Below are 15,186 nucleotides of genomic sequence, written 5' to 3' on the forward strand. Positions count from 1 at the left end.
GCCGGGGACGGGTCTAGCCTCGCGATGTGGACAATTCAACCGTCTCTCCCGTAGAAGGCGACGACCGTCGCAGCAGGCCGCGCGTCGGCCACATCCAGTTCCTGAACTGCCTCCCCCTCTACTGGGGCCTGGCACGGACCGGAACCCTGCTCGATCTCGAGCTCTCGAAGGACACCCCGGAGAGACTCAGCGAACAGCTGGTCCGAGGGGATCTCGACATCGGTCCCGTCACCCTCGTCGAGTTCCTGCGCAACGCCGACGACCTGGTCGCACTGCCCGACATCGCGGTCGGCTGCGACGGGCCGGTCATGTCGTGCGTGATCGTCTCGCAGCTGCCGCTGGACCGGCTCGACGGCGCCAGGGTGGCCCTCGGCTCGACCTCCCGTACGTCCGTGCGGCTGGCCCAGCTGCTGCTCGCCGAGCGGTACGGCGTCACCCCGGACTACTTCACCTGCCCCCCGGACCTCGGCGTGATGATGCAGGAGGCCGACGCCGCCGTCCTGATCGGAGACGCGGCGCTCCGCGCCAACCTCCACGACGCCCCGCGGCTGGGGCTGCAGGTCCACGACCTGGGCGAGATGTGGAAGGAGTGGACGGGGCTTCCCTTCGTCTTCGCCGTCTGGGCCGCGCGCAAGGACTACCTGGCCTCGCACCCCGACTACGTCGAGAAGGTCCACGAGGCGTTCCTGGCCTCCCGCGACCTGTCCCTGGAGGAGGTCACGAAGGTCGCCGAGCAGGCCGCGCGCTGGGAGTCCTTCGACGCCGAGGTGCTGGAGCGCTACTTCACCACGCTGGACTTCCGCTTCGGTCCGGACCAGCTGGCGGGCGTACGCGAGTTCGCGCGGCGCACCGGTCCGACGACCGGTTTCCCGGCGGACGTGAAGGTCGAGCTGCTCGGCCGCTGACACGGGACGGCCGCCGGCACCCGGCAGGCGAGAGCTGCCCGGGACGGCCGGGAATCCGGGGGCCCGGCAACGGCGCGCGGGAATGGTGCGGGAGAAGAAGATGAATCCCGTACTTTCCCGGGCCTTCCCCGGGTTCCCCGCTTTCCTTCCGGGGCGGGGTTCCTCCGGGGCCGGGCGGAGTTCCGCTCACCGGTGCGCGGAACTCCGCCCGCGGCGCCGTAAGGCCTCGGCATTTCCGTTCCCCGGGAAAGCGGACGAATGCCGGGAGTCGTACCCGGGTTCCCTTCCCGGCGTCCGCCCGGCGAATAGCGGATGGCCCGGCGAATGCCTTCCGGTATCCGTCCGGCGAACCCCCGGGGGCTTGGACGAACGGCGTATTCGCGCCTTTCGGTGTGGCGAAATCCCTGCTTCGTGCCCATAGGGGCGAAATCGTCGTACGCGGTATCGGTGACCGTGCGACCCCGGCCCCCTAGGCTGCCGTCCGAGTCCCGGGGTCCACAGGGGGAGACCGTATGCAGCCGCTGGAAGCCGGCGAACCGCACACCATCGGTGCCTACCGGCTGCTCGGCAGGCTCGGCGCCGGGGGGATGGGCCGCGTCTACCTGGGGCGCAGCGCGGGGGGCCGCACCGTCGCGGTCAAGGTCGTCCACCCCCACTTCGCCCTCGACGAGCAGTTCCGCGCCAGGTTCCGGCGCGAGGTGGAGGCCGCGAGGCGCCTCGGTGCCCGCTGGACGGCGCCGGTGCTGGACGCGGACCCGGACGCCGCGGTGCCCTGGGTGGCGACCGGTTACGTGGCCGGGCCCCCGCTCTCCGACGCGGTCACCCGTCACGGCCCGCTGCCCGAGCACGCGGTGCGCGCCCTGGGTGCCGGGCTCGGCGAGGCGCTCGACGCGGTGCACGGCCACGGCCTCATCCACCGGGACGTGAAGCCGTCCAACGTCCTGCTGGCGCTCGACGGCCCGAGGCTGATCGACTTCGGGATCGCCCGCGCGCTGGGCGCCACCGTCTCCCTCACGTCCACCGGGGTCTCCGTCGGCTCACCCGGCTACATGGCACCGGAACAGATCCGCGGGCTGGACATCTCCGGGGCGGCCGACGTCTTCTCGCTCGGCGCCGTCCTCGCGTACGCGGCGACGGGCAACGCCCCCTTCCCCGGGGACTCGTCCGCCGTGCTCCTCTACAAGGTGGTGCACGAGGAGCCCGAACTCGGCGACCTGGAGGGCGAACTGCGCGAGGTGGTCGCCGGATGCCTCGCGAAGGACCCCGCCGACCGGCCCGCGCCGGCCGAACTCGCCCGCCGGCTCGCCCCCGGCGGCGCCGCCGCGCTGGTCGCGCCGGGCTGGCTGCCGGACCCGCTGGTGCGCGAGGTCAGCCGGTCCGCGGTGGCCCTGCTGGACCTGGAACCCCAGGACGAGCCGGTGCGGTCGGGCCCCGTGCCCTTCAGCAACGCGTCGCTGGGGAGCGCCGCGCTCGGCGTGTTCGGCCCGCCGCTGCCGCTCCCGCCGGACGGGCCACCGGCCCGCGCGGACACGGAGGGCGCGGGCCGGTCCGGTGCCCGTGTCGCCTTCACCATGGACGCCGGTCCGCAGTCCGGCCGCCGGCCGGGGCGGCGGGTCAGCTGCACCGTCGCTCTCGCGGTCGCGGGCGCCCTCGCGGTGGTGACCGTCGGGGCGGCGACGCTCGGCGACCTGTTCAACGGCAGCGACAAGGACCGCGGCAACGACAGCGCGGCGCAGCCGCCGTCGAGGTCCTCGTCGCAGAAGCCGCCGGACGCCGCGCAGGAAACCCCGGGGGGCACCCCCTCGGCCTCCGCCCCGGGGAGCACCCCCTCGGCCTCCGTTCCGGTGAGCGCGCTCCCCAGGACGTTCGCCGGGACCTGGACGGGGCCCACGACCGAACGCAACGGCTCCCCGCACGGCACGCTCACGGCCGTCTTCAGCGAGGGACGGAAGGGGGAGGACGTGGTCCGCCTGTCCTACGAACTCGACCTGCTCGGGAGCAGCATCGTCTGCAAGGGGATCGGCCGGCTGGTCTCCGGCACGGCCACCGAGCTCAGGATCAGGGAGCGCCCCGACCCCGCGTCCGCCACCGGCTCCCTGTGCACCGGCGGCGAGGCCGACCTGGACTTCACCCTCACCTCGGCCGACGCCCTGGGCTACGTCTCCCACGAGAAGGCGGCGGGCACACCGAAGGGCACGCTCACCCGGTCCCGCGGCTGACCCCGGCAAGGGCTGGCGTAGGCTGGATCGGTCCGCGGATCCGTAGAAAAACCGCCGAAAGGTGACAGCCCGGTGACCGAGAAGGCCGACCTCCAGCCCATCCTCGACCGCGCCGCCGAGGGCGGGCGGATCACTCCCGAGGAGGCGCTCGACCTGTACAGGTCGGCACCGCTGCACGCCCTGGGAGCCGCGGCCGACGCCGTCCGGCGCCGCCGTTACGCCGGTACGGAGCACATCGCGACGTACATCATCGAGCGCAACATCAACTACACGAACGTGTGCGTCACGGCCTGCAAGTTCTGTGCGTTCTACGCCCCGCCCAAGGACACCGCCAAGGGCTGGTCCCGCGGCCTCGACGACATCCTGCGCCGCTGCGCGGAGACCGTCGAGCTCGGCGGCACGCAGATCATGTTCCAGGGCGGCCACCACCCGGACTACGGCGTCGAGTACTACGAGGAGCACTTCTCCGCGATCAAGAAGGCCTACCCGGAGCTGGTCATCCACTCCCTCGGTGCCTCCGAGATCGAGCACATGGCCCGGATCTCCGGTGTCTCCGCGAAGGAGGCCATCGAGCGGATCCACGCCGCGGGCCTCGACTCCTTCGCGGGAGCCGGCGCCGAACTCCTGCCCGCCCGGCCGCGTACGGCGATCGCTCCGCTCAAGGAGTCCGGCGAGCGCTGGCTGGAGATCATGGAGATCGCCCACGGCCTCGGCGTCGAGTCCACCTCCACGATGCTCATGGGCACCGGCGAGACCAACGCCGAGCGCATCGAGCACCTGCGGATGATCCGCGACGTCCAGGACCGCACGGGCGGCTTCCGTGCCTTCATCCCGTACACCTACCAGCCGGAGAACAACAAGCTGAAGGGGCAGACGCAGGCCACGCTCTTCGAGTACCTGCGCATGATCGCCATCGCCCGGCTGTTCCTCGACAACGTCGCCCACATCCAGGGCTCCTGGCTGACCACGGGCAAGGAGGTCGGGCAGCTGTCGCTGCACTACGGTGCGGACGACCTCGGCTCGATCATGCTGGAGGAGAACGTCGTCTCCTCGGCCGGCGCCAAGCACCGCTCGAACCGGCTCGAGATCATCGACCTGATCCGCAAGGCGGGCCGCGTCCCCGCCCAGCGCGCCACGACGTACGAGCACCTGGTCGTCCACGACGACCCGGCGAACGACCCCGTCGACGCGCGCGTCGTCTCGCACATCTCGTCCACCGCCATCGCGGGCGGCACGGCGCACCCGGAGCTGAAGCTCCTCGACGCCAACTGACGCAGACATGCTGACCGTTCACGCCGCGCCACTGGTCCTTCCGGTCGGCGCGGCAGGCGTGTCCGGGGGCGCCGTCGCCGTGGACGGTGCTCTGATCACGGCCGTCGGCCCGTACGACGAGGTTCTGGCCGCCCACCCCTCGGCCCGGGTCCGGCAGTGGCCCGGCGTCCTCACCCCCGGCCTGGTCCAGCGGGACGGGCTCCCGCTGCTGACCCTCTGCTACCACCCGGACCCGCGCGAGGCCGACGAGCTCGGGGAGCGGCCCCTGACCGGCGCGGACTTCGACCGGCTGGGGGTCGCGACGGACGGGCCCCGCCGGGCCGGGAGCGTGCGGAGGGGGCTGCAGCGCATGCTCCGGCACGGCACCACGCACGTCGCCGGGGTCCTCGGGGAGCCCGCCGTCCGCACCGCCGCCGGCCGCGCCGGCCTGACGCTCCTCCCATCCGCCGGGGAAGCGGCCGGAGAACCGTCCCTGGACCCGCTCGCGGGGGGCCGCGCCCTGGCGGACGCCGTGCACGGACCCCTCGTGGCGGGCGGACGCGCCGACCTCGCCGTCTTCGACGTGCCGGACGAGGAGGAGCTGCGCGCGGCGGGCGGCGCCGCGTGCGTGGCCACGGTGCTCGGCGGACGGCTGGTGCACCGGCGGCGCTGACGCGGACCCGCGGACCCGCCGGGCGGGCGCTGCGACGGCCCGGCCGGCGGCCGCCCGAGGGCGACGCGGCGTTCACCGCGCCGCGGGCCCGCCCAGGTAGCGTCCCTTTCCGTCGTAGGGCCAGGCGTTGGACACACAGCCCTTCAGGCCCTTGATCTGCTGCATCATGGCGGGCGCCGGTCTCCCCGGACCGGGGCAGGTCTCGTGGCCGTGGCCCAGCCAGTGGCCGACCTCGTGGTTGATGATCAGGGCGCGGTACTCGGCCGGCGGCCCGTCGAACTCGGGCGAACCCAGCTGCCACCGGCGCAGGTTCACCATCACGTCCTTGGCGCCCCGGCAGTTCAGCTCGCCGCCGGTGCGCAGCCCGTAGCGGCCGCACAGGCGGTCCGTCGTCGCGGGGGTGCCGATGCGGATCACCAGCCCGGCCGAACCGTCGGCGACCTGGCGGAACGCGTGGGTGCCGCCCTTGTTCCAGCCGCGCGGGTCGGCGAGTATCTCCGCGACGGCGGCGGCCGCCTCGTCGGGATCGACCCCGCTGCCCTCCTCCACCTCGACGCGGTAGCGGCTCCCCGAACCCTTCGCCGTGACGCCCGCCCGGGCCACGGTGAAGGTGCCCGGACCCGACCTCGGCACCTCCGCGGCGGTCGGCGGGGAGGCGGACGGCGAGGAGTCCGGGGCGATCCGCACGGGGGCCGGGCGGTCCGCCGCGGCGGGGGTGGGAGGGGCATCCCCGGAGCCGGCGGCGACGGCCGGGCCGCCGCCCCGCCAGGGCGGTTCCGCCATGAGGCAGGCCGCGCCGGCCACGAGTGCGAGGAGCAGCGCGGCCGCGCATCTCCGGCGTCTGCGGACGCGCGGGCTCGGCCGGCGGCGTGCGGGGCGGCGGGGCGCCGCGGGTAAGTCCCGGCGGCGGGGCGCGGCAGCGGCGCGTATGTGGTGGGTGTCGTTGCTCTGCATGTTCCCGTGAGTATCCGTGATCTTGGTGCGGGCCGTGGCCGGACCGCCCTCCGCGTCCCTCTCCGGTCCTTGGGTACGGCCCCGGCGGCCCGGGTGCGTGTACTGCTGCACCTCTACGGAGTGCCTCCGCGCCGAAAAGGTTCACGCCGCCTCGGGGAGCCGGGGGCGCGGCTGCTTGAATGGGCGGGTGACCCGAGCATCCCTGGACAAGCAGCCGCACGAAGTCGCCTCGATGTTCGACGACGTGGCGGCGAACTACGACCTCACCAACGACGTGCTGTCGCTCGGACAGGCGCGGCTCTGGCGCAAGGAGGTCGCCCGGGCCGTCGATGCCCGCCCGGCCCAGAAGATCCTCGACCTGGCGGCCGGGACGGCCACCTCCTCGCAGCCCTTCGCGCGGGCCGGCGCCTACGTGGTGCCGTGCGACTTCTCGCTCGGCATGCTCCGGGTGGGCAAGCGGCGCCACCCGTGGATGCCGTTCACCGCGGGCGACGGCATGCGGCTCCCCTTCAAGGACGAGACCTTCGACGCGGTCACCATCTCCTTCGGCCTGCGCAACATCCAGGACACCGCGGCGGCGCTCGGCGAGCTGTACCGCGTGACCAGGCGCGGCGGCCGGGTGGTGATCTGCGAGTTCTCGCAGCCGACCTGGGCGCCCTTCCGGACCGTCTACACCGAGTACCTGATGCGCGCGCTGCCGCCGGTCGCCCGCGCCGTGTCGTCGAACCCCGACGCCTACGTCTACCTCGCCGAGTCGATCCGTGCCTGGCCCGACCAGGCCGGCCTCGCCGCACTGCTGCAGAAGGCCGGCTGGTCGGACGTCGCCTGGCGCAACCTCACCGGCGGCGTGGTGGCGCTGCACCGGGGTGTGCGCGACTGAGCGCCCGCGGCGGACCCCCTGGTCCGCCGCGGCTCAGAGCTCCAGCCGGAAGCAGCACACCTCCTGCTCCGTCACCGGCTTGGTGTACGTCTCGGCCCGCCGCATGCCGAGGCGTTCGGCCACCGCCGCCGAGCGGGTGTTCCGCGGGTCGACCACCGCGACGACCTCCGGCACCCCCAGCGCCCTCAACCGCTCCAGCGCGGTCCGCGCGGCGGCGGTCGCGTAACCACGGCCCCACGCGGCGCGGCCCAGCCGCCAGCCGATCTCCACCTCGCCCACCGGGCCGAACGACCGGTGCGGCCACGGCTGGGCGCCGGTGAAACCGAGCACCGTCCCCGCGTCGTCCAGCACCGTCCACAGGCAGTGGCCGAGTTCGGCGTCGTGCCTGCGCTGGCGGGCGGTCAACTCCTCGTACGCGGAGTACTCCGCCCGGTTTCCGCCGAGGTACTCCATCACCTCGCGGTCGTCGAACACGCGGTACCAGGCGTGGGCGTCCTCGTCGGTGGGGACACGCAGGTGTACGGACGGAGTCGGGTCGGTCGCGTGAGGCATCGGGGAGCCCTTCGGGAGGTTGATCAGCAGCCACCCATAGACTGCACGCGACATGTGCCGCGCGGCACGCGAATTCGAGTCTTCGGGAGATCCGACCGTGACCGAGCCCCTCTCCGAACACAGCGCGGACGTGATCGTCGTCGGAGCGGGCCCAGCCGGCTCCACGACCGCGTACTACCTCGCCAAGGCCGGCCTCGACGTCCTCCTCCTGGAGAAGACGGCCTTCCCGCGTGAGAAGGTCTGCGGCGACGGTCTCACCCCGCGCGCCACCAAGCAGCTCGTCTCCATGGGCATCGACATCTCCGAAGAGGCCGGCTGGCTGCGCAACAAGGGACTGCGCATCATCGGCGGCGGTGTCCGGCTCCAGCTCGACTGGCCGGACCTCGCCTCGTATCCGGACTACGGTCTCGTGCGCAAGCGCGACGACTTCGACGAGCAGCTGGCCCGGCAGGCGCAGAAGGCGGGAGCCCGGCTCCACGAGCGCTGCAACGTCGGGGAACCGATCAGGGACGAGCGCACCGGCCGCATCACCGGCGTCCACGCCAAGCTCGGCGAGGAGAAGACCCCGGTCACCTTCCACGCGCCGCTCGTCGTCGCCGCCGACGGCAACTCCACCCGGCTCTCCCTCAACATGGGACTGCACCGCCGCGAGGACCGCCCGATGGGCGTCGCGGTCCGCACCTACTTCACCTCGCCCCGCCACGACGACGACTACCTGGAGTCCTGGCTGGAGCTGTGGGACCGCCGTGGCACCGAGGACCGCCTGCTGCCCGGCTACGGCTGGATCTTCGGCATGGGCGACGGCACGTCCAACGTCGGCCTCGGCATCCTGAACTCGTCGTCGGCCTTCCGGGAGCTCGACTGGCGCGAGGTCCTCAAGGCCTGGTGCGCGTCCATGCCCGAGGACTGGGGCTACACCCCCGAGAACATGACGACGCCGATCCGCGGCGCCGCCCTGCCGATGGCCTTCAACCGCCAGCCGCACTACACCAAGGGCCTGCTGCTCGTCGGTGACGCGGGCGGTCTGGTCAACCCGTTCAACGGCGAGGGCATCGCGTACGCCATGGAGTCGGGCCAGCTCGCCGCGGACGTCATCGTCCAGGCGCACGCCCGCGCGACGCCGGCCCAGCGCGAGCTGGCGCTGCAGCACTACCCGAAGGTCCTGAAGGACACCTACGGCGGCTACTACACGCTCGGCCGCGCGTTCGTGAAGATGATCGGGAACCCGAAGGTCATGAAGATCGCGACCCAGCGCGGTCTGACCCACCCCGTACTGATGAAGTTCACGCTGAAGATGCTCGCCAACCTCACCGACCCCACGGGCGGCGACGCCATGGACCGCATCATCAACGGCCTCTCCAAGGTGGCCCCGAAGGCCTGAGCCCACGGGCCCGGCCGCCCCGGGCCCTGCTGCCGGCGGCATGCCCTGAGGTAGGTTCTCGGCCCATGCGGGCATTGGGGGCACGGAGCGCCGGCGGCTGCCGTCGGCTGGGCGCGGCGGGGGCGGCGGCCGCCGCCCTGGGGGGCTGGGCCGTCGGCACACTGCCGGCCCACGACCCATGGGGACTGTGGGTGCCCCGGGGGCCCGCCCTGACGGCGGCGGGCTACGCGGCCGCGTACGGCGGACTGACACTGCTCGTCGTGGCCTGGTGGCTGTACGGGCGCACCGGGGCCTCCGTGCGCCACACCCTCGTCACCCTCGTGTGGTGGGCGGCGCCGTTCGTCCTCGCGCCGCCGCTCTACAGCGCGGACGTCTACAGCTACGTCTCGCAGGGCGTGATGGTCATGGAGGGCCACGACGTCTACAGCGTCGGGCCCTCGGTGCTGGACCCCGGCGGACCGGGCGGTGACGCCGCGGCGAGTGTCGGCGGGCACTGGACCGACACCCCGGCGCCGTACGGGCCGTTCTTCCTGATCCTCGCGCGGGGCGTCGCCGGGGCGACCGGCGGCACCGTCGTCCCGGCCGTGCTGGGTATGCGTCTGATCGCCCTGGCCTCCCTGGTGCTGATCGTGTGGGCGCTGCGCAACCTCGCCCGGGAGCACGGCCGCGACGAGAGCGCCGCCCTGTGGCTCGGAGCGCTGAACCCGCTGCTGCTGATCCACGTGGTCGGCGGGATCCACAACGACGGGCTGATGACCGGCCTCATGCTGGCGGGTGCGCTGCTGGCCCTGCGCGGGAGGTGGGTCAGCGGCTCGGCGCTCATCGGGCTCGCCGTGATGGTCAAGTCCCCGGCGGCGGTGGCGCTGCTGTTCGTCGGCGTCGTGGTGGGCAGGGCCGCGAGCGGACCCATCGCGCGGCGGGTGGCGAAGGGGCTGCTGGGACCGGGCCTGGTGGCCGGTGCGGTCGCCGCCGGCGCCACGGTCGTCTGCGGCACCGGTTTCGGCTGGCTCGGGACCCAGGGCGTCGCGGGGCGCATCCACACCGCGCTCTCGCTCAGCAGCGACCTGGGCCTCGGTCTGGGCGAACTCCTGCGGCTGCTGGCGGGGGTGGACCCGGACCCTGCCAGGTCCGCCGTGCAGCAGCTGGGACTGCTGGTGGCCCTGGTCCTCATCGGCCGCCTCGCGTGGCACGCCGCAACCGGCCGGACCGAACCCGTCCGCGCGCTGGGCCCCGCGCTGCTGGTGCTGGTCGCCCTCTCGCCGATGGTCCAGCCCTGGTACCTGCTGTGGGCCACGGCCGTGCTCGCCGCCACCGCGTCCCGGGGCCGGGCGCTGGACGCCGTGACGGTGCTGTCGGCCGCGCTGGTCTACGAGACACAGCCCTCGGGGTCGACGCCCCCGTACGGATTCGTGCTGGCCGCGCTCGCCTGCGCGGCGTGCGTGCTGCACCTGCGCCGCGAGCGCGCCGCCCCGACGGGCGGGAAGGTGCCGGGCCAGCGGCGGCCGGTGGACGAGGCGGCCTCCTCGGACGTCCGGCACGCGACACGATGACGGGCCGTCACTCCCGGTGGAGTGACGGCCCGCGGTCGCGTCCGGTCGTGCGGCGCTTGTGAATCAGAGAACGCGGACGGCGCCCGACGGCGGGTCGTAGTCCAGGGACTTCTGCACGACGCCCGTGCTGGAGTTCTGCGCGCCGACGAACTGGCCGCCGCCCACGTAGATCCCGACGTGGTAGGCGCTGCCCGCGCCGCCCCAGTACAGGATGTCGCCGGGCTGCAGGTTGTCGAGCGAGACCTGGGTACCGGCCGTGGACTGGTCCTGGGAGACGCGCGGCAGGTCGACGCCCACCGTGCGGAAGGCGGCCTGGACCAGACCCGAGCAGTCCCACGAGTTGGGGCCGGTGCCGCCGGAGACGTACGCGTCGCCGACCTGGGACTGCGCGAACGCGACGACGGACGCGGCGGACCCGGTGGCGCTGGAGGAGACACGGGAGGAGGAGGACGACGCCGACGCCCCCGTGGAGGCGCTGAGCGTGGTGCGCTCGGCGGTGCGGGAGGCGCGCTCGGCGGCCTCCGCCTTGGCCTTGGCGGCGGCCTTGGCCTTCTTCTCGGCCTCGGCCTTGCGGACGGCCTCGGCCTTGGCCTTGGTCGCCGTCTTGGCGGCGGCGGTCGCTGCGGCGTCCTCGGCGGCCTGCGTCTCCAGGTCGAGGGCGACCAGCTGGGTCGCCTGCGCGGACGCGGCGACGGAGGTGGAGAGCCCGGCCGTGATGGTGGGCATCTCGATGGTCTGGGTCACCGGCTCGGCCTGGGCCGGACCGGCGGCACCCGCGACCGCGATGGTGCTGAGGACGCCACCGGCAACTCCTGCCCGCAGCGCTGTCTTCGAGGCGCGCTGGCGGGGCTTCCGGTGGCTGGGTATGTGAGCGGTGTGGGACATGGGTACTAGCGCTATCAGGGCTGTAGGGGTCCCATCAAGAAACGTGTGTTGCGACACAGTTACGTTCGGAATCTCTGAATCCGCTTATTTGAGGCCCTTATTGACGCCCTAACGGGCAAAACGGGCACCGGCGATCAGTGCCGTGATCACGGCGTTCTTTCAATACGTCCGAATTGCCCGTCACTTACCATCCGTTCACACCGATGGCCAAGCCCGCCTTTATGGGAGCTTGAGTGGAGTGGCGCAGGTCACAGCATGAGTCTCCTGTGAGAGGCAACCGCCCGCCCGCGCACCGCGTGGAGGAGCGGTCCGCCCGCCGCCCGGTGTGTGCATGACCTATTGGTGAGTCATGTCCCCTTATGCTCCCGCCCGTCGGGCGGGCCTCCGCCGGCCCCGGTGATCCGGGCCGGGGTCTGCGCCCGCGAGGCGGCCCCCCTCCCGGGTGGATCGCGGGGGTGGTGACCGGCCACCTCGGCTGCCTCCCCGGCCACCGCCCGGAAGATCGTGAATGCGGGCGCAATGTCCACATCGGTACCGGCGAACCCCCGTCCGGGTGTCCCCCTTCCGAGGCCGGTTCCTATATCACCACCCTGGCGCCCATCGCCAATTTGCTTGTACGGCACGTCGATTGATAGAGCCAAGCGTCCTTGACCAGCGGTAACGCCGCGAGATGTCACGTCTCGTAACCGCTCGGCCGCTTCGCGTACGAAGATCACCGCTCATCCGACTTCATGATCGTTCGTCAGGTGGTGGAGATCACAAAGACGGTGGTGCACCCCGTGTCGCAGATCACAGGACGGCAGGCATAGGATGCGGGGCAGTCGGGCTTGTGAACTGCCTCACATGTGCACGATCTTGGTGAGGTGGCGAGCCGGTCGCCCGATGCGGTCCAACGGTCAAGGACGACTGGAAGGAGCGAGGAGCGTGAATGCCTACGCGCCCATCCTCGTGCTCGGCGCCCTCGGGGCAGGGTTTGCGATCTTCTCCGTGGTCATGGCCACGCTTATCGGCCCCAAGCGGTACAACCGGGCAAAGCTCGAAGCGTACGAGTGCGGCATCGAACCCACCCCGACTCCGGCTGGAGGCGGCCGCTTCCCCATCAAGTACTACCTGACGGCGATGCTCTTCATCGTCTTCGACATCGAGATCGTCTTCCTCTATCCCTGGGCGGTCAGCTTCGACGCCCTGGGGATCTTCGGGCTCGTGGAGATGCTGCTCTTCGTGCTCACCGTCTTCGTCGCCTACGCGTATGTGTGGCGCCGGGGCGGCCTGGAATGGGACTGAGGGGCTGAGGGGCACACCATGGGACTCGAAGAGAAGCTGCCCAGCGGCTTCGTGCTGACCACTGTCGAACAGGCCGCGGGCTGGGTGCGGAAGTCATCCGTCTTCCCGGCCACCTTCGGCCTCGCCTGCTGCGCCATCGAGATGATGACGACCGGCGCGGGGCGCTACGACCTGGCCCGTTTCGGGATGGAGGTCTTCCGCGGATCACCGCGGCAGGCGGATCTGATGATCGTCGCCGGACGCGTCAGCCAGAAGATGGCGCCCGTCCTGCGGCAGGTCTACGACCAGATGCCGAGCCCCAAGTGGGTCATCTCCATGGGGGTTTGTGCGTCATCGGGCGGAATGTTCAACAACTACGCCATTGTTCAGGGTGTTGATCACATTGTTCCGGTCGACATCTATCTGCCGGGATGCCCGCCGCGTCCCGAGATGCTGATCGACGCCATCCTCAAGCTCCACCAGAAGATCCAGGGCTCCAAGCTCGGGGTCAACGCGGAGGAGGCCGCCCGCGAGGCGGAGGAAGCGGCGCTCAAGGCGCTCCCCCTGATCGAGATGAAGGGGCTGCTCCGGTGAGCGACGAGAAGAACGGCGCACCGCTGCCCACACCGCGCGACGACTCCGGTGAGGTCATCGGCGTACGCAAGGGCATGTTCGGCGCCAACAACGGAGGCGACACCTCCGGCTACGGCGGCCTCGTCCGGTCCGTGACCATGCCGGGGGCCACGTCACGGCCGTACGGCGGCTGGTTCGACGAGGTGGCCGACGAGCTGGAGGGCGCCCTGGAGGAGCAGGACCTGCTCCCCTCCGAGGCGATCGGGAAGACCGTCGTCGACCGGGGGGAACTCACCTTCCACATCGAGCGCGAGCACCTGGTCCGGGTCGCCCGCACCCTGCGCGACGACCCCGCCCTGCGCTTCGAGCTGTGTACGGGCGTCAGCGGCGTCCACTACCTCGGGGACAAGGGGCGCGAGCTGCACGCGGTGTACCACCTGCGGTCGCTCACCCACGGCCGGCTGATCCGCCTGGAGGTGTCCGCCCCGGACAGCGACCCGCACATCCCGTCGCTCGTCGGGGTCTACCCGACCAACGACTGGCACGAGCGCGAGACCTACGACTTCTTCGGGCTGATCTTCGACGGGCACCCCGCCCTGACCCGGATCATGATGCCGGACGACTGGCAGGGCTTCCCGCAGCGCAAGGACTACCCCCTCGGCGGCATCGCCGTCGAGTACAAGGGCGCCCAGATCCCGGCTCCGGACCAGCGGAGGTCGTACAGCTGATGAGCACTCCCCATTCCCACGCGACGCCCGGCGTGTCCGGGACGCCGCTCTCCGACGCCCGTGCCACGACCGAGGGGACTGTATATACAGTCACCGGCGGCGACTGGGACGAGGTCGTCGAGTCCGCGGCGAAGTCGGACGACGAACGCATCATCGTGAACATGGGTCCCCAGCACCCCTCCACGCACGGAGTGCTGCGGCTGATCCTGGAGATCGACGGCGAGACCGTCACCGAGGCCCGCTGCGGCATCGGCTACCTCCACACCGGCATCGAGAAGAACCTCGAATTCCGGAACTGGACGCAGGGCACGACCTTCGTGACCCGCATGGACTACCTGACCCCGTTCTTCAACGAGGCGGCCTACTGCCTCGGGGTGGAGAAGCTCCTCGGCATCGAGGACCAGATCCCCGACCGGGCCACCGTCCTGCGGGTGCTCCTGATGGAGCTCAACCGGATCTCCTCCCACCTGGTGTGCATCGCCACCGGCGGCATGGAGCTCGGCGCCACGACGATCATGATCTACGGCTTCCGCGACCGTGAACTCGTGCTCGACCTCTTCGAGCTGATCACCGGCCTGCGGATGAACCACGCGTTCATCCGGCCCGGCGGCCTCGCCCAGGACCTCCCGATGGGCGCGATCGACCGGCTCCGCGAGTTCGTGAAGACCATGAAGAAGAACCTGCCGGAGTACGACAAGCTCGCGACCGGCAACCCGATCTTCAAGGCCCGTATGCAGGACGTCGGATACCTCGACCTGACCGGCTGCATGGCGCTCGGCGCCACCGGCCCGATCCTCAGGTCCGCCGGCCTCCCGCACGACCTGCGCAAGACGGATCCGTACTGCGGCTACGAGACCTACGACTTCGACGTGCCCACCGCGGACACCTGCGACTCCTACGGCCGCTTCCTCATCCGGCTGGAGGAGATGCGGCAGTCGCTCCGGATCGTCGAGCAGTGCCTGGACCGGCTGGAGCCGGGCCCGGTCATGGTCGCCGACAAGAAGATCGCCTGGCCCGCGCAGCTCGCGCTCGGACCCGACGGCCTCGGCAACTCGCTCGACCACATCAAGAAGATCATGGGCACCTCCATGGAGGCCCTGATCCACCACTTCAAGCTGGTGACCGAGGGCTTCCGGGTCCCGGCCGGGCAGGCGTACACCGCCGTCGAGTCCCCTAAGGGCGAACTCGGCGTGCACGTCGTCTCGGACGGCGGCACGCGCCCCTTCCGGGTCCACTACCGCGACCCGTCCTTCACCAACCTCCAGGCCATGGCGGCGATGTGCGAGGGCGGCCAGGTCGCCGACGTCATCGTCGCCGTCGCGTCCATCGACCCCGTGATGGGAGGCGTCGACCGGTGACCGCGTCCAACCAA

At 71.7% G+C, this 15,186-nt stretch carries 14 protein-coding genes; 11 read left to right on the forward strand and 3 right to left on the reverse strand.

Features of this window, described 5'->3' with window-relative positions:
* Positions 1-26: 26 nt before the first annotated feature.
* The 4 genes from OHT61_RS18840 (at position 27) to OHT61_RS18855 (ending at position 5,048) form a co-directional block, all read left to right on the forward strand.
* Positions 27-905 (forward strand): menaquinone biosynthetic enzyme MqnA/MqnD family protein, encoded by an 879-nt coding sequence (locus OHT61_RS18840; protein WP_327115838.1) that lies wholly within the window; start codon positions 27-29, stop codon positions 903-905.
* Between the two features lie 512 nt (positions 906-1,417).
* Positions 1,418-3,124 (forward strand): serine/threonine-protein kinase, encoded by a 1,707-nt coding sequence (locus OHT61_RS18845; RefSeq protein WP_329039962.1) that lies wholly within the window; start codon positions 1,418-1,420, stop codon positions 3,122-3,124.
* A gap of 72 nt (positions 3,125-3,196) precedes the next feature.
* A complete protein-coding gene (mqnC, locus tag OHT61_RS18850; protein ID WP_329039963.1) occupies positions 3,197-4,396 on the forward strand; it encodes a cyclic dehypoxanthinyl futalosine synthase in 1,200 nt (399 codons plus the stop codon).
* Between the two features lie 7 nt (positions 4,397-4,403).
* Positions 4,404-5,048, forward strand: a complete 645-nt coding sequence (locus OHT61_RS18855; RefSeq protein ID WP_329039964.1) for an imidazolonepropionase-like domain-containing protein — start codon at positions 4,404-4,406, stop codon at positions 5,046-5,048.
* Between the two features lie 72 nt (positions 5,049-5,120).
* On the opposite strand, the gene OHT61_RS18860 is transcribed toward OHT61_RS18855, so the two are convergent.
* On the reverse strand, positions 5,121-6,002 hold the full coding sequence (locus tag OHT61_RS18860) for a DUF3152 domain-containing protein (protein ID WP_329039965.1): 882 nt from the start codon (positions 6,000-6,002) through the stop codon (positions 5,121-5,123).
* Between the two features lie 187 nt (positions 6,003-6,189).
* On the opposite strand from OHT61_RS18860, the gene OHT61_RS18865 reads away from it, so the two are divergent.
* On the forward strand, positions 6,190-6,882 hold the full coding sequence (locus OHT61_RS18865; RefSeq protein WP_329039966.1) for a demethylmenaquinone methyltransferase: 693 nt from the start codon (positions 6,190-6,192) through the stop codon (positions 6,880-6,882).
* A gap of 33 nt (positions 6,883-6,915) precedes the next feature.
* Here the strand turns inward: OHT61_RS18865 and OHT61_RS18870 are convergent, their stop codons facing one another.
* A complete protein-coding gene (locus OHT61_RS18870; protein ID WP_329039967.1) occupies positions 6,916-7,434 on the reverse strand; it encodes a GNAT family N-acetyltransferase in 519 nt (172 codons plus the stop codon).
* 97 nt (positions 7,435-7,531) lie between these two features.
* On the opposite strand from OHT61_RS18870, the gene OHT61_RS18875 reads away from it, so the two are divergent.
* Positions 7,532-8,815: a geranylgeranyl reductase family protein gene (locus OHT61_RS18875; protein WP_329039968.1), complete on the forward strand. Its 1,284-nt coding sequence runs from the start codon at positions 7,532-7,534 to the stop codon at positions 8,813-8,815.
* 65 nt (positions 8,816-8,880) lie between these two features.
* Positions 8,881-10,365, forward strand: a complete 1,485-nt coding sequence (gene mptB, locus OHT61_RS18880; protein WP_329039969.1) for a polyprenol phosphomannose-dependent alpha 1,6 mannosyltransferase MptB — start codon at positions 8,881-8,883, stop codon at positions 10,363-10,365.
* 63 nt (positions 10,366-10,428) lie between these two features.
* On the opposite strand, the gene OHT61_RS18885 is transcribed toward mptB, so the two are convergent.
* Positions 10,429-11,250: a C40 family peptidase gene (locus OHT61_RS18885; RefSeq protein WP_329039970.1), complete on the reverse strand. Its 822-nt coding sequence runs from the start codon at positions 11,248-11,250 to the stop codon at positions 10,429-10,431.
* 924 nt (positions 11,251-12,174) lie between these two features.
* Between OHT61_RS18885 and OHT61_RS18890 the strand changes: the two genes are divergently transcribed.
* From OHT61_RS18890 to OHT61_RS18905, 4 genes are read left to right on the forward strand one after another with little or no spacing between them, the layout of a single operon-like run.
* A complete protein-coding gene (locus OHT61_RS18890) occupies positions 12,175-12,534 on the forward strand; it encodes an NADH-quinone oxidoreductase subunit A (protein ID WP_003967084.1) in 360 nt (119 codons plus the stop codon).
* An 18-nt stretch (positions 12,535-12,552) separates the two neighbouring features.
* Positions 12,553-13,107, forward strand: coding sequence for a NuoB/complex I 20 kDa subunit family protein (locus OHT61_RS18895; protein ID WP_014154689.1), 555 nt, complete (start codon positions 12,553-12,555; stop codon positions 13,105-13,107).
* Complete coding sequence (locus OHT61_RS18900; protein ID WP_329039971.1) at positions 13,104-13,814, forward strand: NADH-quinone oxidoreductase subunit C; 711 nt, start codon at positions 13,104-13,106, stop codon at positions 13,812-13,814. Before OHT61_RS18895 ends, OHT61_RS18900 begins: the two co-directional genes overlap by 4 nt.
* Positions 13,814-15,172 (forward strand): NADH-quinone oxidoreductase subunit D, encoded by a 1,359-nt coding sequence (locus OHT61_RS18905; protein WP_329039972.1) that lies wholly within the window; start codon positions 13,814-13,816, stop codon positions 15,170-15,172. The genes OHT61_RS18900 and OHT61_RS18905 overlap by 1 nt, the downstream gene beginning before the upstream one ends.
* Positions 15,173-15,186 lie beyond the last annotated feature (14 nt).

The organism is Streptomyces sp. NBC_00178, assembly GCF_036206005.1.
In the GTDB taxonomy this organism is placed as follows: Bacteria; Actinomycetota; Actinomycetes; order Streptomycetales; family Streptomycetaceae; genus Streptomyces.